We start from the raw sequence: 18,665 nt of genomic DNA, 5'->3' as shown, positions 1-18,665 counted from the left end.
GCGGCGCCGCGCCGGCTCAGCCCAGCCCGTCCGCCCACTGCTCGCCGAGGCCGGCCCACTCGGGCACGCCGGTGGCGGGCGAGGCGACCACGTACCGCTGGAAGCTGCCGACCGCGGAGACCCCGTGCACCGTCTCGACGGTGTTCGCCGCCAGATGGCAGAGCAGCCCCCGGTCCACCGGCCCGAGCCCGAGGCGGTTGAGGTGGACGTACAGGTAGTTCACCACCAGCCGGAAGGAGGCGAACCAGTGGTCGGTGCGCAGGAAGTCCGCGTGGCCGTGGTCGCTCTGCAGCAGCCGGTGGAACTCGCTGACCTGCCGGGTCGGCATCCGCGGCGCCCGCCCGGCCCCGCTCAGCGACACCTCGCCGGACACCAGCAGCGGGTACGCCGCCCGCTGGCAGCGGCGGACCGCCTCCGCCCACTCCAGGACGAACGGCGGGCCGCCCCCGTCGCCGGCCAGCGCGGCCTCCACCGCGCGCAGCCGTTCGGCCAGCGCGTCGGCCTGCCGCCGGTAGCGCCCGTCGAACGCCGCCCGGTACCCGGCCGGGTCCTGGGTCCGGGAGAGGAAGGCGTCGGCGTGTGAGCGCAGCGAGAGGAAACCGCGCTCGATCGGCGCTCCTCCCTCGTCGAACGGGACGGCGGCCACCGACACGGTGGCCCACATCAGGTCCAGCGCCAGCGGCGCCAGGGCCCCGCCGGACCGGAGGTGGTCGTACATCCCGAACGCCAGGTCGTTGGTGTCGCCGAGGAACCCGGCCAGCAGCTCGCTGGCCCGCATCGAGCCCAGGACCGGCAGCCGGTGGTCGTAGGGCCGCTCGACGACGGTGTTGTCCGCCACCCAGGGGCGGAGCGGCCCGGTCTCCATCTCCAGCTCCGCCAGCCGCTCGTGCACCGGGGCCAGCGCCGCCTCGTCCAGCCGGGCCGTGGACGGACGGGCCCGCACATGGGCGTCGATCTGCGCGGCCACGGCCGGTCGCACCAGGGCGGCCCAGTCCTCCCCGGACACCAGGAAGTTGAGGCGCAGGTGCGGCCCGCGCAGCCAGTGCCGGCCGAACCAGGCGCCGTCGACCAGCGGGCGCACGGCCTCGAACGCGGGCCGGACGGCGTCCAGGACGAGCGCGGCCTCGGTCCGCTCGTCGTGGTGGTGGACGTGGAGACTGTGCCAGCGGGCGGACGGCCGGCTCACGAGGCCGCCAGCGCCTCGGGCAGCTCCGCGAGGACCCGGCCGACCAGGAACCGCAGCTGGTTCTCCTGCCACAGCGTCAGCCCGAGCCGGTTGTTGACCAGGTGAGCGCAGCGCAGCAGCACCAGGCTGGTGGCCGGGTGGTCGGTGGCGGCCAGATGGAGCGGCTCGGCCAGCGGCGAGTCGGCCCACTCGGAGGTGAAGCCGCCCGCGTCCTCCAGCGCGTGCAGGTCCTCCCGCAGCCGGCGCACCGACGCGAGCCAGTACGCGCGGTGGTCCCCGCCGTCCGGCCGGGCGGCCAGCCGCCAGGTGCGCTGCGCCCGCTGCTGGAGCTTCTCGCGCTGGGCCAGATAGCGCGGCTCGACATCGGCCGCCTCCGGACCGCTGCCGAAGGGCAGCGGCGGGCCGCCGTGCCGCACCCAGCGGTCGCGCACCTCGTCGCAGAGCGCGAACACCCCGACGACCAGGTCGAACGCCAGCAGCGCGCGCTGCTCCACCGACGCACCGGCCGCCACCACGGACAGCGCCAGCTCGCTGGACTCCAGGAAGTGCCGCTCGACGGCGGCGACGGCCGGGCCGTAGCCGTAGTCCCCGTGCTCGCGCCGGTAGGGCAGGAACTCCACGGAGTTGTTCGGCCGCACCGCCTCGTCATGGCCGGCGCGGCCCTCCAGGCCGGCCAGGCCCTCGGCCACCTGGGCGAAGCGCGTCCGGTCCACGACGTCCGCGGCCGGGGCGGCGGCCAGGAACGCGCGGATCCGCCGGGCCGCCCGGTGCTCGATCTCGGCCCGGTCGGCGGGGAACGAGGGAAGCAGCCGCAGCCGGACGTGCGGCCCGCCCTCCCAGTAGCGCAGGAAGAAGTAGCGCTGCACCAGGCCCTCGGCCGTCAGCGCCGCGACCAGCGGCCGGACGCAGCCGGCCAGCAGCGCGTCCTGGTCGGTGTCGTAGAAGATGTGCGCGCACACCCAGTCGGAGTCCTCCGCCGTGTCCGGGTCCAGCCGGCCGCTACCGCTCAGCATCGTGTCCTCCATTGATCTCGACGAGGTATTCGGTCACCCGGGAACCGTGGTCCCCGTAGTCCGGGGTGTCGGCCGGGTCGGGCAGGGCCTCCTGGAGGAACAGCACATGCCCCCGGTCGGCCAGCATCCGCTCGAAGACGCCGACCAGCAGCAGGTTCGCGAAGTCGACGTACAGCGGCTTGCGGGACTTGATCCGCCACACGCTGCCGCCGACCACCGAGGACGGGTCCAGGCCCCGGACGAAGCAGCGTTGCGGCATCCCGTGCTCGTGCAGCCACGCGGCCAGCCGCAGCAGATAGGGCCGGTCCCGCTCGCCCTTCAGCCGGGCCGGCACCGCGTCCGCCGGGAAGACCCACTGGCGGCGGCTGACCGTCGTCCGGCCGATCACCACCCGGGGTTCGGCCAGCATGCCGTCGACCCGGGCCAGCGAGGTGTCCCCGAACATCCGGCGGCCCGGGATGAGCAGGTTGGCCGTGGCGCCGAACGCCTGCATCAGCAGCCGGATCGCCGGCGGCAGCCACAGCTCCGCGATGAGGTTGGGGTGGACCGGGCGCACCACGGCGTCGCGGTCGCGCGAGCGGAGGGTGAGCAGACCCAGGGCCGGGTCGTGCCGCACCACGAGGTCGGCGAGCGGAAGGCGGTCGCCGGTGCCGCGCAGGCTCGGCCCCTCGGGGTAGTCGATCTCCACGGCCAGCGCCGAGGTGCGCAGCCCGACGTTGCTGCCGTAGTGGCGGCAGGTGTCCGCGACGAGCACGCCGTCGGGTGGCGGCGCGGTGGCCGCCTCGGCCGTGATCCCGGCCTGGGCGAGCAGCCGCCGGATCCGGTCGCGGCCCCGGCCGTGACCGGAGTTGACGGCGTTGAGCACGAACCGGGGCCCGTCGTCGCCGGGTTCACCGCCGCCGCCTCCGCCGCTGATCGGTTGGCCGTAGAAGGCGACCGAGTCCGGCGGCCGCATCCAGACCGGCCACCGGTCGGCCAGCGCGGAGAGCCGGTCCGGGTCCAGCCACAGCACACCGTGTCCGTCCGCCCGCCCGTCCGCCGCCTCGGCGCACAACCGGGCCCGCAGCAGGGCCAGTTCGCGGATCCGGGGGAGCCGGTGGTGGGTCAGGGCCTGGTAGCCGTGCGTGCCGATGGAGAGCAGGCCCGGCAGGCCGGCGTCCTCGCGCAGCCACTCCTGCACCGCCCGGTGGAAGACGAGGAAGGGCACGGTGGCGCCGGGGCCGATCCGCTCGGCGAACGCCTCGGCGAGCGCCACCCGGCCGGGCAGGGCCGGGTCCAGGACGGCGTAGCAGCGCCGCACCACGTCCAGATCGCGCAGCACCGGCTCCCAGGCGTGCCGGTCCGGCCCGGGCGGCGGTGCGACCAGCAGGGCGTTCTCGATGACGCTGTTCTTGGCGGGCAGCTCGATCCGATCCGGTCCGGCCAGCAGACTGATCCGCCGCAGGGCGGCCTCGACTCCCCGGGTGCGCCGCAGCCGGTCCTCCGGGTCCGCGGCCGCCGGGTAGCCGTCCAGGTGCTCGGCCAGCCGGGCCAGCTCGCCGCCGATCCCGGCGAGGTCCGGCCCGGCGCCGTCCACCCAGGAGCGCAGTTCGGCGAGCGGATCCAGGGCCTGGTCGGCGAAGGGGCGTTCGGCCTCCAGGAGCCCGAGCTCCACCAGCCGGCCGAGGTAGGCGTCGGCGGCGGCCGGCGTGCTGCCGGTCCGGGCCGCCAACCGCTCGGCGGCGTCGGCGCGGGCGCGGCCCTCCTCGGCCACCGCGTCCAGGCAGGCCCGGACGGCAGCGGTCGCCGGCAGGGCGCGCAGCGGCTCCTCGGAGCCCGCGCCGAGGAACTCCCAGCGGTCGCCGATCAGCAGCGCGCTCGGGTTGAGCCGCAGCCGGAGGCGGGCCGCGAGGACCGGATGCCCGCTCAGCCGCCGGACCAGCTGCTGGACCACCCAGACGTTGATCTCCGTGACGCTGCGCACCGTGAAGCCGGCGGACGCCGGAGTCGGGAGGGCCGCAGTCGCGGGGGCCCGGTCCTGCCAGGTGCCGAGGCCGCTGACGGTGAAGGTGCTGAACGGGCTGGTCTTGGTGGTGATCCGGGCGAGGTACTTGGCCAGCCGCAGGGCCAGCCGGCGGTCCGGGACGGTCTCCTCCGGCTGGGCCAGCCAGGTGCGCAGCCGGTCGTGGAGCACCGGGCTGCTCAGGACCAGCCCGTGCTGGAAGGCGGGATCGCCGGCCGCCTTCCGCAGCAGCGCGTACGGGGCCTTCGTGTGGTGCTCGACCAGTTCGTCCAGTCGGGTCAGGTCGCTCTGGTACGTCGCCACCAGGGCGAGCCAGGACCGCACCCCGTCGGTCAGGGCGGGCGGCAGCAGCGCGCGGACGTCGTCGTTCCAGCACCGGGGCGTCGGCGGCCGGCGGTTGTGGACCGACCGGCGGAGCGCGACCAGCAGGGGCCGGCCGTCCGGCCGGTGTCCGATCACCTCGAACAGCGCGTCCGAGAGCGCGGCCTCGGCGGTGGTCAGCTCACGGTCGGCGCGGAGCACCGCCTCGACCCGTTGCCACAGTTCCGGTGAGCGCATGTCGTCCAGCATCGACACCGGCAGCCCGCCGAGCCGGATGCCGAAGGTGTCCGGGGTGGAGAAGTCCTGGGGCATGAGTCGACTCCGGTCACGGGAACGGATGCGGGTGGGGGTTGACCTGCTCCGGCGCCAACGGCCCGGCTCGGTAGCCGAGTTCGGCGGGGAGGTGGCGCAGCCGGGGCAGGCCGGTGGTGCGGCGCATGCGGTGGCCGAACGTCATCGGCAGCAGTCCGGGGACGATCACCTTGGCGCAGGCCAGGCCGCCGGCCCGGTGCTCGTCCGTGGTCTGGTCCACCACGACGACGTCCTGGCCGCGGCGGGTGAACCGCGCGACCACCTCGGCCAGGTCGGTGCGCAGGTCCTCGCCGCGGGGCCGGCAGGTGGCCCGCGCGAACGCCTCGGCCACCGGGAGGGCGGCGCCCGAGCCCGTACCGGTGCTCCTGCCGTCGCCGGAGTTGCTGAAGTCACCGGGGTCGCCCGGGTTTTCCGGATCGCCGCCGAACAGGAAGCCGAAGCGGTCGAACGCGGCAGGGTGGCAGTACAGCAGGGCGTGGTCGCGCATCTCCCGCACCAGGTCCGGATCGGCGACCATCGCCGCGATCCTGGCCGACTCGGCGCGGTAGGCGGACCGGTTCCACCCCAGGTTCGCCGCCAGCTCCAACAGCCCGTTGAGCAGGGCCCGTTCGGGATCGAAGTGCGCACCGGCCGCGCAGATCGCGGCCGGTTCAGGGCCGGGCCCGGGGTGCACCGCCATCACCCAGGCGGTCGGGATGCCGTGCTCCGGGGTGGTGGCGAAGGCCGCCACCCGGTGACCGCTGTCCTGCCTGATCCGCTCGGCCAGGATCGCCACCCGCGGCTCGGTCACCGTGGCCAGGTCCACCCGGGGCACCGGCAGCCGGGCGTACCAGGTGAGCAGGAAGGCGTCCCGCTCCGCCAGCTCCACCACCCCGTGCAGCGCGGCCTCCTCCAGACAGCCGCCCAGGGCGCAGCCGTTGGACACCTCGTAGGCGAGCGGCCGGGCGAGCGGATTGCCGTGCCGGGTGCGGTAGTAGGCGTAGTCCTCGGGCACCAGCACGGGCGCGTCGCGGGCGAACGAGTACCCCCAGACCCAGTTCAGCTCCTGGTCCGGATCGAACGGGGGATAGGGGAAGTCCGGCTCCGCGTACCGTTCCGGCGGGTACAGGCCCAGCTCGGTCGGGCAGAGCGCCTGCTCGGCCACGCTGCCGTAGCCGGCCCGGACCACCGTGCGCCGGCCACCCGGCCGGGCACCGCCGAGCCGCTCCAGCGCCTCGGCCAGCGCGGTGCGCTCGCAGCCGGCGTAGTCGAGATCCCGGCCGAACCCGGCCTCCTGTTCGCCGCCCGGCAGGTGCAGCGGCGCGGACACCATCGGGTAGCGGTAGTCGGTGCGCACGTCGAGCTGGCGGACCACTCCGGTGCGGCCGTCCACGTAGGTCCTCACCAGCCCGTCCCAGCCGGCCCCGAGGTCGCGGACCCGGTAGGTGTCCCGGCCGAGCTTCGGCCGCGGCGCCCCCATCAGGACGGGCGGTTCGTCCGGGGGCAGCCCGCCGCACTGGGAGCAGGAGGGATCGGGGAGGAACGGGTGGGCGTCGACCGCCAGGCTGGTGAGCGAGAGCACCAGGATGCCGTCGGTGGTGCGGCGGCGCGGCGGCGCGGCCGGGCCGGCGCGTCTGGCGTGTTCGGAGTGTTCGGTGTGTGCCACGAGCTCCGCCGCCACGAGTCCGCCGACGGCGTCGCGGGCCCAGGCCGACAGCAAGGGCGTGGTGCGGTCGGCCAGCCGGTCGCCGAACCGGTGGACCAGCGCGGCCCGGGGGCTGTCCGGGCCGAGCGCACGCTCCCGCCGGGTCCGGGCGCACCGCGCGCAGCCGGGCCGGCCCGGCGTGACGTACGGGCCGATGACGACGTTGCCCAACTCGACCCGGACCGGCAGCCAGGCGGCGTCGGACCGGTGCGGGGCCGTGCCGGTGGTCCAGCCGTCGTCCGCGGTGACGATCGCGGCGCAGTCGGCGTCCGTGTCCGCGACCCGCCGGTGCGTGCGGTGGACGGTGGCGCGGATCGCGGCGGCGAGCAGGCCCGTGCCCAGCACGGCGACACCGGTCGGGTGGGTCGTGCCCGGGGCGGCGTGGATCATCGTCTCGCCTCTTCCTCTCTCGCCGGGGGTGGTGACACACGCCCGTGCCCGGCGGACTGGCTGCCCGCCAGGCACGGTCATGCGGTCAGGTCAGCAGCAGCAACAGGAGCAGCAGCTCGCGGGCGTGCCGGTCGAGGTGCAGTTGGACGCGCCGATCTCGACCATGGCGTGGCCGACGTTGATCGACTCCAGGCTCGCGCCCGGCGAGGTCGGCAGGATGTCGAGCTCGTCCACGCTGAGGTCAGCGAGGTCCAGGACCAGGTTCGTCTCCATCGGTGTCCCCTTTCTCCCGGTTGTCGGGTGTTGTGACGGGTGGACCGGATCCGGTCCACCCGCCCCGAATCCTGTGTCGGCGGGCGGCCCCCGGTCTTGACGGTCGGACCGAAGACCGGGCCGTAGGATCTCGCGGGCCGGGGGTTTCGGTCCGCGAGATCACCAGGTCAGCGGCGGTTCGTACTGTGCGGTGGCGCGACGGCGGCCCAGGACGAGGGTGAAGACGGGCACCTGCGCGGGACCGGCGCCGATCAGCGCGCGGACGGCACCGTCGTGGTAGCCGTTGGTGATGCGGGCGGAGAGACCGGCGGCGGCCGCGAGCACGCTGATCCGCTGCGCGACGATGCCGCCCTCGTGGTGCAGGATCCGGTACCCGCGATCGCCGAACCAGCGGTCTCCCTGGACCCGGTCGACGCTCAGGAACACCACCGCGTTGGCCTTCGCCGTGTTCACGGCGGGGGTCCGGTCGCAGAGCATGGACACCACGCCGTGCCACGCGCGCCCCGGCAGCGGGACCAGCTCGGGCGCGGCGACCGGTCGGGGACCTGCGTCCGGTCGGGGCCCCGGGCCCCGCCAGGGCTCCGGCTCCGACGAGGGCTCCGGCTCCAACGAAGGCTCGGCGTCCAGCCGGTAGAGGCCGGCGGGCACGCCGTCGACGTTGAGCACCAGCACATGGCAGTCCACCAGCGGTCGGCAGGCCGCCTCGGTGTGGTCGGAGGCCACCGGCTCCAGCGCGTACCGGAGCAGGCAGGCCAGCTCGTGGGCGGGCAGGGCGGCGCCATCGGGCAGGAACATCCGCCCGCCCGAGTCACGCGCCCGCAGGGCCCGCGCCAACTCGACGCCCCCGGCGGGCGGTTCCTCGCCCGAGGTCGGGATCGGGCGCGCGGAACGGGGGCGGTCGGCCGGGAGGTGGAAGGCGGCCGGCTCCACCGGCGCGGCCAGGCCGGCGCCGGCGCCGGTCAGCCGGCCGGCCCGGTCCAGTTCGGCCAGGCCCGACCAGGCGGCCGGATCAACGGTGTTGGTGCGGAGGTGCGACGGCCGGATCGGTGGCAGCGGTGCCAGTGTCAGCGGCGTCCGGGGCTCGGCGGGTTCGGTGGGCTCGCCGTCCAGGGGCGTCGCCCCGGTCGCGGCCGGTCGCGCGGGGCCCAGGTCGAGTACCGCGAAGGCGGTCTCCTCCACCCCGTCCAGGCCGAGCGCCCGGTTGACGACGGCATCGTCGAACCGGTGGTGCACACGTGCGCGCAGACCCAGCGCACCGCCGACCAGCAGCACGTTCCCGACCGTCATGCCGACCTCCTGCGCGCACAGCCGGTAGGCGTAATCGCGGTAGCGGAAGGCCGACTTGCGGAAGCACACCGCGGCCACCACCAGGGCGAGCGTGTCCTCGCCTCCCGCGCCGGTGGCGGCCCGCAGCTCCGTCGGGAGGCCACCGGGCCTGAGCCCGGTCAACGCGTGGTGCGCCGGGTCGTAGTGGTAGCAGCCGGCCGGCAGCGCGCCGGCCGGACGGGCCAGCCACAGATACAGCTCCACCGGGTGGAAGCACCGCGCGGACGCCACCGCCCGGTGGTACGGCCAGGCCGCGTGCGGGCCCAGCTCCATCCGCACCAGCCCGTAGGCGTGCTGCAGCAGCGCCGACAGGTCTGGCTCGTCCAGCGCGGTGAGGCGGGGCGCGCCCCCGGCGTGTGCCCGCAGGAACCCGGGGAAGGACCACCGCGCGTCACCGATCCGGCGGGCCGGTTCGCTCAGTACGTGGCGCGGCAGGCCGCGGAAGACCTTGGCCGGCAGCGGGTCGTCCTCGTCGCCCTCCTGCCCGTGCCCCTCCGCGAACAGCTCCTGGACCGCTTCGAAGGTGCGCCACCAGAACCGGAGACCGGCCGAGCCGACCAGGTCCGGGGCGGGTACGGTCTCACCCGTCCACGTGGCCTCACCCATCGGTCAGCACCACCCGGAGCACGGCGGGCAGGACCTCGTGGACGGCGGGATCGTGGTCCAGCGGCACCGCCACCGGGCGAAGGTGACGCCCAGTCAATGCCTCTGCCATGTCAAGGAGTTCCGGCAGGTCGGGCCAATCGGCGCCGGGCGTCGGATCAGGCGCCGGGCCCAGCCCCGGGACGAGGGCCGGGGCGTAGGCGCGCTCGCCGGTCAGGGCGGCCTGGCGTTCCAGCAGCACCCGTTCCAGCCCCTCGGCCACCGCTCCCGGACCGCACGTCACCGCGACCGGCCGCCCCTCCTGCCACCACGCGAGCACCGCGATCCCGAGGGCGCCGCCGATGTCGGCGACGGCGGCCGAGCCCCCCGCCGACCGCAGCAGGCCCAGGTACCGCCGCGCCCTGGCATCCGGCGCCGCTCCGGCCAGGTCCAGGGCGAGCGGCCGCGCCCGGCCGAGAAGGACATCGGCGGTGGCGAGGGCGGCGCAGTGCTGCGCGATGCCGTCGGTCACGGCGTCGTCCCAGCTCAGTTGTGCCGCCAGCCCCGTTCCCCGGACGAACGCCTCGGCCGCGGGCACCGCCCTCGCCCGTTGGCCGGTGACGTCCCAGCCCCGGACCGTGGCGCCGGGGCCGAACCTGCGGGGGTCGGCCGAGACCGCCGCGTACCGCGCGAGGCCGCGCAGCGCGGCACACCGCCGCGCCTCGGCGAAGTCCAGGCCCGCGCCGAACACCCGGGCCGCACCGGCGGTGTGCGGCACGGCCTCGGTCACGTGCAGCGGCAGCTGGGTGAAGTCCCGCTCGTCCAGCCGGCGCAGGACGCCGACGTGCGGGTCGAAGCAGCGGGACGCCCGGGCGGAGAACTCCTGCTCGTCGATCGGTCCGGCCTTCCTCAGCCGGTCGATCCGCTCGGTGAACGCCGTCTCGCTCTCCGGCTGGGCCGGCCGGGTCGCCGGATGCGGGAGGAACGCGTGGGTGGAGGTCCGCAGGGTCTCCAGGTCGATCCTGGTCAGCCCGCCGTCCTCGGCGGCGGCGACACCCGTCACGGCACGGAACGCCGCCAGCCCCAGGTGGCCCGCCACGACGGCGGCGGCGGGACCGGTGAGGAACTCGCCCTCCCGGTAGGGGCCGTGGGCGCCCAGCCGCAGCCAGGCCGACTCCCAGGCCGGACCGGCCGGCCCCAGCCAGGCGACGTCGTCGAGCACCACGCCCTGCACCAGCAGGGTGCCCGAGGCCCGGCACAGCCGGTCCAGCCGCAGGGCGCGCTCCACCCCGTGGGCCGAGGCCACGTGCAGTACCACGTCCGCACCGGCCAGCCCGGCCAGCTCCGCGTCGGACAGTTCGACCTGGGTCAGGGTCTGGCCCGGGTCGCGCTGCCGTGCCTCGGCGGCCAGTTCGGCCAGCCGGGCGGTGTCGGTCGCGGTCTCCGGGGTCCGCACGGCGCGGAGCCGGCGGACCCCCGAGTGCAGCGCGGAGCAGACCAGCGCGACGAACGCCGGGCCCGCGCCCAGCACCACCACCGCGCTGTCGCGGTACGACTCGAACCGCCGGGCGGCGGAGTCCCGGTGGTACTCGACGAAGGCGATCTCGGCCGCGTACGTCTCCAGCTCCCGTGCGGTCAGGCCGTGCGGGAGGTCCTCGGCGGCGTCCACCAGGCAGCCGGCCTCGTGCAGCCGCCGCACCAGCGTGTCGACGACGCCCCGCTTCTCCTCCGGAAGGCCGCGGACCAGGTCGTCGAGCTCGGTCGAACCGTTGAGATGCGGTGCGAGGCGGTCCAGCCACTGGTAGGCGGACCGGCCGTTCAGCGCGATGTCGGCTCCCGCGCCGAACACGTGCACGCCGTCGCTGGTGGGCACATAGAGCACGTCGGACTTCAGTTTCGGTCGCATCGCCAGCCCTCGGATCGGTGATCACCCGAGTATCACGGCCGGACCCGTACCGGTCTTGACGGTCCCACCACAGGATCGACCGCAGGACCGTCCCCAGGACGCCCCATGACCCGCCGGTCCCGCCGAAGCCGCCTCCCGCCCTACCCGTCGGCCGATCCGAGCGGCCCGGCCCGGGCGGGGCGAGGGCCCGGAGGTGCCGCGCGGGCGTACTCAAGGGGCGGCCGCGGACTGCTCGGGCCAGACGGGGGGAGAGTCGATCCGGACCACCACGCTCGTCCAGCTGAACCCGATCCCCACGCCGACCAGCAGCACGTGATCCCCAGGGCGCAGCTGCCCGGTCTCGGCCAGGTGGGCGAGGCCGGCGGCCTGGTCTCCCGCGCCCAGGTGTGACACGTGCCGTCCCCAGTCCCAGAGGGTGCGTTCGGGCCCGATCTCCATCGGTTCCAGGAACTCCCATTCGAGGGTCCCCCTGCCCAGGTTCGGAAGCACCACCCGGCGGATCGACCGCAGGTCGGTGTCCGCCTCGTCCAGCGCCTGCCGGATGTTCCGTTCGGTTCCGGAGACGAGGCGCTCGGCTATCCACCCGTAGCCCGCCTTCTGGACGTAGCGCTGCTTGCGCGTTCGCAGGTCGAGAGGTCTGTCGTCCTGGTGGGGGCGATCGGTGAAGCCGGTCGTGTCCCGGCACATCTCCTCCAGCTCCGGGTCCGAGGTCGAGACTATGGAGCAGATCTGTGCGAAGCCGGCCCGCCGGGAGAGCACCGTCGCTGTCGCGCCGTCCGCGTAGACGACTCCGATGTCGCTGTTCCACCGGTCGAATCCCGGTTCGCAGTAGCGGTCCGCCGTGGTCACCAGGGCCGCGCTCCGGCTGCTGTCCGCCGCCATGAAGCACGCTGCCAGCTCCCATGCCGCGAGTCCTCCGTTGGACCCCTGCTGGATGTGCACCGCGGGGCCGCCCCCGCTGACCGTGTGGTGCTGGATGTAGGAGGCAGGTGTCCAGAAGTCCTGTCCCTGGTGGTAGAGGCTGGCGTGCAGGACCAGTGAGATCTCGCCGGGTTCGTGCCCGGACCGGCCGAGCGCGAGGCGCCCGGCGGACACGGCCATGTCCGGTGCGGACTCGGCGGCGGAGATCCGGGTTGCCACGAGCTGGTTCAGCCGGTTGTCACGGGGGTCGTAGCGGCCCGTCTCGACGGCCTCGGAGAGCGGGGTGGCCGGCGGCATGAAGACGCCCAGGCCCGTGATCGTCAGTTCGTTCCACTTCATGGTTCATTCACCCGGTTTCATAGGCCAGTTATGCGATGTCGCAGGGGAGTTCGGAGACCGACAGGGCACCGCCCAGCTGGAAGGACCGGGGAGGCGCGGTGGAGCGGATTCCGGGCAGCTGGGTGAACAGCTCCCGGAGCAGGATCGCGAGTTCGAGCCGGGCCAGGTGCATGCCCAGGCGGTGGCATCGGCGACGGTCCGCAGACCGTAGTGCCCGTCCGCGGGCTTGACGCTCTCCCCGTGGCCGCGCAGGTCCGGGGCGAAGACCTCGCCCCGGCGGGAGAGGTCCCGCGCCGTGCGGGTCCAGGTGAGGGACGAGCGGCTGGCACCGTGGAGGAGGACGGCGGGCGGGTGGTCCGGCCGGGCACCGGTCCAGTGGCGGTAGCGGAACCGGCCGGCGGGGAGGTCGACGGAGGAGGCTCTCATCCCGCCCGCCCCTGGTCCGGGGCCTGCGGGGCTGATCCCGGTACGCACGGTTCACACCGTCGGCTCGATGTTCATGAGGATGTTCTCCACCAGCGCGGAGATCGAGGGCGAGGTCCGGATCACGGTGCGTGGGATCTTCATCCCCAGGCTCTGTTCGAGCCTGTTCCGCAGGGCGAGCGCCATGAGGGAGTCCGGACCGATGCTCGACAGCCGGGTGCCGTCCGTCGCGAGGTCCCGGCTCTGCTGCCGGAAGCCCACCGAGGGGGGAATCACGCCGTGGTGCAGCGCGAGGACCGTCTTCAGCGGTCCGGCGGCACCGGAGACGGCCTCGGTGTGCCCGATGTCCCCCTTGGCCGAGCCGAGCGCGCACGGACTCGGACCCTGGCCGTACACCGCCGTCGAGGCGAACCCGATGGGATCGCCGACCGGAGCCCCCGGTCCGTGGGCCTCGACCATGTCGATGCGCGACGCCTCGACGGCCGCCCGGTCGAGAGCCCGCCGGAAGACGGCCTCCTGCGCGGCCTGCGAGGGAGCGGTCAGCCTTGCGGAGCGCCCGTCCTGGTTCACCGCCGTTCCCCGGATGACGGCCAGGACCCGGCCCCCGTCACGGTGGGCGTTCGCCAGGCGTTTCGGGACGACGACTCCGCCCCCCTCACCACGGACGAACCCGTTGGCCTCCGCGTCGAACGGCAGGCTCTGCCCGGTGGGGGAGAGCATCCCCCACCGGGCGTAGGAGACCCCCGGCCCGGGCGCGAGGATCAGCTGCACACCTCCGCAGAGGGCGAGGTCCGACTCGTCCCGCTGGAGGCTCTGGGACGCCAGGTGAATGGCGACGAGGCTGGACGAACAGGCCGTGTCCACGGCGATGCCCGGACCGTGCAGATCCAACAGGAAAGACACCAGCGTGCCGTGGCTGGAAAAGCCGAAACAGGCGCTCGTGCGGCCCGCGGGACGCCGGGCCCACAGCGTGTAGTCGCGGGAGAAAACGCCGGCGAAAACGCCCGTACGGGCCCCGCCGAGCGAGGACACCGGAATTCCCGTAGGCTCGCACGCCTCCCAGACGACCCCCAGAGAGAGCCGGTGGTTGGGATCCAGCCAGGGTGCTTCGTCCGGGCTGATGCCGAAGAGTCCGGGGTCGAAGCCGCCGATGCCGGAATCGAGGAAGCACCCCCAGCGCAGACGCTCCGCGATGTCCGGGTCGAGCCCCGCTAATTGCCGTTGGGTCCAGCGGCTTTCCGGCACCGGGCCGATCGTGGCGGTGCCGTCCGCGAGGAGTCTCCGGAACGAGGCGGGATCCGTGGCTCCTCCGGGGAACCGGCATGCTGCCCCGATAACCGCGACAGGGGTGTCCGCTCCGTTGGATGGCGTCGTGATGTGCTCGGACAGTTCGCGCATGGCAGTTCGCCTCCTCCACGCCGACCAGTTTCAGATTACTCCGCAGGGCCGATCCGGCTCGGGGGCGGTGGCGGGGAGGCCTGGCGAGGGGGCCTGGCGAGGGGGCTTGAACACGGAACACGGAATGTCGCGACCGGTGGTGCGGAGCCTTGCCGAGCGGGCGGCCGGAGGCGGGCAGGGACGTCGCGATCGGCGATCGCCTTCGCGGCGGATCTGTCCAGTCGGTCAACGGTGTCATTGACGGATGGTCGGTCGCGGGTTTCCGGCGCAGGGTCCAGCGTTTTTGGAATGGCGTGAACCCGGCTCGGGCGTTTTCCCGAAGCTGTGCGATTGCCGGAGCTTTGACGTCCCGTTCCTTCTGGAAGTCCGGAGACCGCCCTCGATGCCTGCCGTGGCCGCTGCCCGTACCGCTGCCGTCTGCTGGACCGCTCCGCGACGGGCGTGGTGGCGCAGCCGGAGAGCGGCTGACGGTCGGCCGGGTTCAGTCCGCGGCAGGGGAGAGGGTGGCCGGTTCGAGCGTCTCGTCGTCGCGGGCGCCGGCCAGGACGGCGTCCAGCAGTCCGGGGTAGCGGGCGTCCAGGTCCTCGCGGCGCAGCCGCAGCAGGTTCTCCCGGCCCGAGGGCTGCTGCCGGATGACGCCGCTGTCGCGCAGTACCCGCCAGTGGTGCGTCATCGTCGACTTGGCGGTGACCCCGATGGTGGTGAGCACGCTGCCGCAGTTGTGTTCCCCGCCGCTGTCCAGGACCCGTACGGCGGCCAGTCGTACGGGGCTGCCGAGTGCGGACAGGACGTCCTCGATCCGGATCTGGTCCCGTTCGGGGTGGCGGTAGATCATGGTCCCACCGTACCGCGACCGTCCCGCCTGCGACCCTGGCCCCGGCACGCACTACCCTGTAACGAGTGAACATTAATACCGACCCTTACGAGCTGCGGGTGGGCGTGCCGAGCGTCGACACCTTCCGTCACCTGCGCACCGCCGCCGGCATGAGCGACCGCCCCGCCGGGGCGGTCGCCGCCGGACTGCCCCACACCTGGCACGGTGTGACCGCGCACCTCGGGCAGGAGACCGTCGGCATGGGCCGCATCGTCGGCGACGGCGGCGCGGTGTTCCAGATCGTCGATGTCTGCGTCCTGCCCGCCCACCAGGGCCGTGGCCTGGGCCGGCGCATCATGGCCCACCTGACCGCCGAACTCGAACACCGCGCCCCCGCCGGCGCCTACGTCTCCCTGATCGCCGACGGCGACGCCCACCGCCTCTACGCCCACTACGGCTTCACCCAGACCGCCCCGCACTCGGTCGGCATGCACCGCCTGGTCTGACACCCCCGCGTCGACGACCACGGCCGCCCCTTCCGCACCGCGGGCATCCGCGACGCGGCGGCCTACTTCCACAACGGGAAGAGCCGGGCCCGGACCGAGCCCGACCTCTGATCCCCCGTGTCGCGGGCGACGGCCGACCGCGCCCCGTCACAGCACGGAGAGGACGTCCTCGTGCAGTTGGTCGAGGACGAGGCCGTTGTCCCACCGGACCCGGACCGTCACGCGCCCGCCCCGCCCCCGGTACGCGGCCCACTGCGGCTCCAGTTCGGCGATCTCCGCCTCCAGCCGCTCGCGGCTCGCCTCCGGCATGGTGTGCCCGTAGTCCTCGAAGAGCGCCTTGAGTCGCTGGTACTCGCGGACTTCCTGGCTCTGGGGGAGTTCCCCGTTCACTCGCTCGACGGTGCCTTCCATCCCGGCTCCCAGCGCGAGGAACCCGATGACGGCCCCGGGTTCCCCGGCGAGGGCCTCACCGATCCCGAGGTCCTCGGCCAGCCTGACGCGGCGGCCCTCCTCCAGGGTCATCCGTTCTCCGCCTCTCCGTCGATCGGTGCCGCTGCCGCTGCCACAGCCGGCCTCGGAGGTCACGGTACCCGGCTCCCGGCGACGGGTGACACGCGACCGGCGGGGCGGCGCGCCTCACGATCGGTGAGCCCATCGATCGTGTTCGGCCCTTCCTCCGGCTGATGGGCTGATCGCATGACGAACCCGCGAACCATCGCACCACCGGCCGCTCCGCCCGCCGTCCCGTAGCGCTGGTCGCCGGTCCTCGCCGTCGTGCTCGCCATCTTCACCGTGGTGTCCTCCGAGATGATGCCGGTCGGTCTGCTCACCGCGATGGCGCACGGCCTCGGGGTCAGCGACGGGGTCACCGGACTCTCCCTCACCGGCCTGATCGCCGCCGCCCTCGCCCCGTTCACCCCGAGGCTGGTCGCCCGGCGCGAGCGCAGGGCCGTCCTGGTGACCTTCATGGTGCTGCTCGGCCCGGCGAACGCGCTGTCCGCCCTGGCGCCGAACTTCGCCGTCCTCGCCGTCGGCCGGATCCTGCTCGGTGCGGCGATGGGCATCGTCCGGGGCCTGGTCACGAGCCTCGGCCCGCGCCTGGCCGAAGGCCCGCGGATCGGCCTCGCCATGACGCTGATCTTCTCCGGCGTCTCCATCGCCTCCGTGCTCGGCGTCCCGCTGGGCACCTTCCTGGCCGCGCTGCTCGACTGGCGCTTCGCGTTCTGGACGCTCGCCGCCCTCGGCGCCGCCTGTGCCGCCGTCGTGCCGGTGCTGCCCGCACCGCCGGTGCCCGAAGGCGGACGGCCGGGCGGGCCGGCCGCCGCGCTGCGCCACCGCGGCGTGGCCGTGGGAATCGCCGTCACCGCCTTCGTCGTGCTCGGCCACTTCGCCGGCTACACCTACGTCCGCCCCGTCCTCGAAGCCGACGCGGGCCTGAGCAGCGGCGTGACCGCCGCCTGCCTGCCGGCCTACGGGCTGGCGGGCGGTGGTTCCACCTCGACAGCCTACGCCCGGCCGCGCACCCCGCCCCGGGTCATTCCCCCCAGGGGCAGGAGGCCGCGGCGCGCTCCAACTCGGTCACGCCGTCGGCCCGGCGTTCCCGCAGCAGTTCGCCGCCGAGGGAGTAGCGGGGGGACGCGGCGTCCGACCGGGCGGCCCGTTCCACGATCGCGTCGACGAGGGAGCGGACCATCGACAGGCGCGGATGGGCGGCGTGGATCCGCTTCTCCCACGGGGAGACGACCGCGGCGTTGCGCCCGAAGTCGCTGCCCACGCCCTCGCGGGTGAGGTAGCACAGCAGGCCGCGGCGCTCGGCGATACCGGGCGAGGTGTGCAGGGCGATCGCCTCCCACACCCGGTCGACGTCGGCCTCGGGAACGTCGTGCCGCCGCAGCAGATCCGCCGCCAGGTCCGCGCCCTCCACCTCGAAGCGGGCCGCGCCCGGCGCCAGGTCACCCGCGCCCAGATCGTGCAGCACGGTCGCGGCGAACAGCAGGTCGCGGTCGTACGCGGCGTCCTCCAGGCATCCCTCGTGGGCGGCGACGAGCTCGGCGAAGAGGAAGCTGCGCACGCTGTGATTGGCCACCGAGGGGGTCTCGGAGGCCCGCACGGTGGAGAGGACGGCTTCGGCCAGGGGGCCGGACGGCAGGTCGAGTGAGAAGTCCATGGGCGCAGACTACGAATGCTCCGCCGGCCGGTGACAGTGGCACGCGGGGCAGGTACCGCTAGGATCGTGCCATGTCGGCTGTGGAGGAGCATCGGGTCGCGGTGCTGGCGCTTCCGGGGGTGCTCCCGCTCGACCTGGGCATCCCGGTGCAGACCTTCGGCACGGACCCGCACTACCGGGTCACCGTCTGCGCGGACCCGGCGGCCGGGCCGGTCCGCAGCGGCGGGTTCACCGTCACCGCACCGGCCGGGCTGGAAGCTCTGCGGGACGCGGACACCGTTGTCGTCCCCGGCTACGAGGACCCGCAGGCCGCGCCGCCCGCCGCCGCGCTGTCGGCGATCCGCTCCGCGCACGCCCGAGGCGCACGGCTGGTGTCGATCTGCACCGGGGCGTTCGCGTTGGCCGCCGCCGGGCTGTTGGACGGGCGCCCCGCGACGACCCACTGGCGGGACGCCGCCGCCCTGCAGCGCCGGTACCCCCGGATCGACGTACGTCCGAACCGGCTCTTCGTCGACGACGGCGGCATCCTCACCTCGGCGGGAGTCACCGCCGGCATCGACCTGTGCCTGCACATCATCCGGCGCGACCACGGCGCCGCGGCCGCCAACAACCGCGCCCGGGCACTCGTCGCCCCGCCCCAACGGCCCGGTGACCAGGCGCAGTTCATCGAACGCTTCCGGCCCGCCGACCGCGGGGAGGAACTCGCCCCGGTCCGGGCCTGGATGCTCGACAACCTCGCGCACCGCCACAGCGTGGACGAACTGGCCCGCCGCGCGCACATGTCCCGGCGGACCTTCATCCGGCGCTTCCAGCAGGAGACGGACACTTCGCCGATGGCCTGGCTGACCGCCGCCCGCATCGACTGGGCCCGCGAGCTCCTGGAGACGACCGCGGCCCCCGTCGAACAGGTCGCCCGGCTCAGCGGCCTGGGCAGCCCCGCCGCCTTCCGGGCGGCCTTCCACCGCCACGTCGGCACCTCCCCGACGGACTACCGCACCACGTTCCGCGCCTGACGCCGCCGCGTCCGCGCCGCCGAGTACGGTCTCCCAGGCGAGGCGGCCGCTGTCGCTGTCCTTGACGCGCACGACGGGGCGGCGGGAGT

Annotated in this window: 15 protein-coding genes and 2 pseudogenes; 3 read left to right on the top strand and 14 right to left on the bottom strand. The window is 74.4% G+C overall.

All coding sequences use genetic code 11. The annotated features are described in order from the left end of the window. Positions 1-16: 16 nt before the first annotated feature. The 12 genes and pseudogenes from ACIP82_RS10145 to ACIP82_RS10090 all read right to left on the bottom strand — a co-directional run bounded on the left by ACIP82_RS10145 (position 17) and on the right by ACIP82_RS10090 (position 14,911). Positions 17-1,186, bottom strand: coding sequence for a thiopeptide maturation pyridine synthase (locus ACIP82_RS10145; RefSeq protein ID WP_363608239.1), 1,170 nt, complete (start codon positions 1,184-1,186; stop codon positions 17-19). After that, positions 1,183-2,199, bottom strand: coding sequence for a lantibiotic dehydratase C-terminal domain-containing protein (locus ACIP82_RS10140; RefSeq protein ID WP_400652684.1), 1,017 nt, complete (start codon positions 2,197-2,199; stop codon positions 1,183-1,185). Before ACIP82_RS10140 ends, ACIP82_RS10145 begins: the two co-directional genes overlap by 4 nt. Then, positions 2,186-4,834 carry a lantibiotic dehydratase gene (locus tag ACIP82_RS10135; protein ID WP_400652680.1) on the bottom strand — a complete coding sequence of 883 codons (2,649 nt, stop codon included), beginning with the start codon at positions 4,832-4,834 and terminating at the stop codon, positions 2,186-2,188. Before ACIP82_RS10135 ends, ACIP82_RS10140 begins: the two co-directional genes overlap by 14 nt. Before the next feature lie 13 nt (positions 4,835-4,847). Further along, positions 4,848-6,908 (bottom strand): TOMM precursor leader peptide-binding protein, encoded by a 2,061-nt coding sequence (locus ACIP82_RS10130; RefSeq protein WP_400652677.1) that lies wholly within the window; start codon positions 6,906-6,908, stop codon positions 4,848-4,850. A 90-nt stretch (positions 6,909-6,998) separates the two neighbouring features. Further along, complete coding sequence (locus ACIP82_RS10125) at positions 6,999-7,181, bottom strand: hypothetical protein (protein ID WP_363608231.1); 183 nt, start codon at positions 7,179-7,181, stop codon at positions 6,999-7,001. Between the two features lie 159 nt (positions 7,182-7,340). Then, positions 7,341-9,113, bottom strand: a complete 1,773-nt coding sequence (locus tag ACIP82_RS10120) for a SagB family peptide dehydrogenase (protein WP_400652674.1) — start codon at positions 9,111-9,113, stop codon at positions 7,341-7,343. Next, positions 9,106-10,995 carry a hypothetical protein gene (locus ACIP82_RS10115; RefSeq protein ID WP_400652671.1) on the bottom strand — a complete coding sequence of 630 codons (1,890 nt, stop codon included), beginning with the start codon at positions 10,993-10,995 and terminating at the stop codon, positions 9,106-9,108. The genes ACIP82_RS10120 and ACIP82_RS10115 overlap by 8 nt, the downstream gene beginning before the upstream one ends. 210 nt (positions 10,996-11,205) lie before the next feature. Beyond that, complete coding sequence (locus tag ACIP82_RS10110; RefSeq protein WP_400652668.1) at positions 11,206-12,255, bottom strand: ketoacyl-ACP synthase III family protein; 1,050 nt, start codon at positions 12,253-12,255, stop codon at positions 11,206-11,208. 28 nt (positions 12,256-12,283) lie between these two features. Next, entirely contained in the window at positions 12,284-12,427 is a 144-nt protein-coding gene (locus ACIP82_RS10105; RefSeq protein WP_363608325.1) for a hypothetical protein, read from the bottom strand. 26 nt (positions 12,428-12,453) lie between these two features. Continuing rightward, positions 12,454-12,681, bottom strand: a pseudogene (locus ACIP82_RS10100) (alpha/beta hydrolase); the annotation flags it as partial. Between the two features lie 51 nt (positions 12,682-12,732). Continuing rightward, on the bottom strand, positions 12,733-14,076 hold the full coding sequence (locus ACIP82_RS10095) for a beta-ketoacyl synthase N-terminal-like domain-containing protein (protein WP_400652666.1): 1,344 nt from the start codon (positions 14,074-14,076) through the stop codon (positions 12,733-12,735). 481 nt (positions 14,077-14,557) lie between these two features. Further along, positions 14,558-14,911, bottom strand: coding sequence for an ArsR/SmtB family transcription factor (locus tag ACIP82_RS10090; RefSeq protein ID WP_400652663.1), 354 nt, complete (start codon positions 14,909-14,911; stop codon positions 14,558-14,560). A gap of 65 nt (positions 14,912-14,976) precedes the next feature. On the opposite strand from ACIP82_RS10090, the gene ACIP82_RS10085 reads away from it, so the two are divergent. Then, the gene (locus ACIP82_RS10085; RefSeq protein WP_400652660.1) at positions 14,977-15,396 is read left to right on the top strand and encodes a GNAT family N-acetyltransferase; all 420 of its coding nucleotides are present in this window, start codon (positions 14,977-14,979) and stop codon (positions 15,394-15,396) included. 147 nt (positions 15,397-15,543) lie between these two features. On the opposite strand, the gene ACIP82_RS10080 is transcribed toward ACIP82_RS10085, so the two are convergent. Beyond that, positions 15,544-15,918, bottom strand: coding sequence for a hypothetical protein (locus tag ACIP82_RS10080; RefSeq protein ID WP_400652657.1), 375 nt, complete (start codon positions 15,916-15,918; stop codon positions 15,544-15,546). A 285-nt stretch (positions 15,919-16,203) separates the two neighbouring features. On the opposite strand from ACIP82_RS10080, the pseudogene ACIP82_RS10075 reads away from it, so the two are divergent. Continuing rightward, positions 16,204-16,860 (top strand): annotated as a pseudogene (locus ACIP82_RS10075) (MFS transporter); the annotation flags it as partial. 70 nt (positions 16,861-16,930) lie between these two features. On the opposite strand, the gene ACIP82_RS10070 reads toward ACIP82_RS10075, so the two are convergent. Continuing rightward, on the bottom strand, positions 16,931-17,563 hold the full coding sequence (locus ACIP82_RS10070; protein ID WP_363608214.1) for an HD domain-containing protein: 633 nt from the start codon (positions 17,561-17,563) through the stop codon (positions 16,931-16,933). Between the two features lie 71 nt (positions 17,564-17,634). On the opposite strand from ACIP82_RS10070, the gene ACIP82_RS10065 reads away from it, so the two are divergent. Further along, positions 17,635-18,576, top strand: a complete 942-nt coding sequence (locus ACIP82_RS10065; protein WP_363608213.1) for a helix-turn-helix domain-containing protein — start codon at positions 17,635-17,637, stop codon at positions 18,574-18,576. The last annotated feature ends 89 nt before the right edge of the window (positions 18,577-18,665 follow it).

Origin of the sequence: Kitasatospora sp. NPDC088548 (assembly GCF_044753005.1) — a bacterium.
Classification (GTDB): Bacteria; Actinomycetota; Actinomycetes; order Streptomycetales; family Streptomycetaceae; genus Kitasatospora.
Note: the sequence above shows the minus strand (reverse complement) of the source record. Positions and strands in the feature narration are given on the sequence as shown.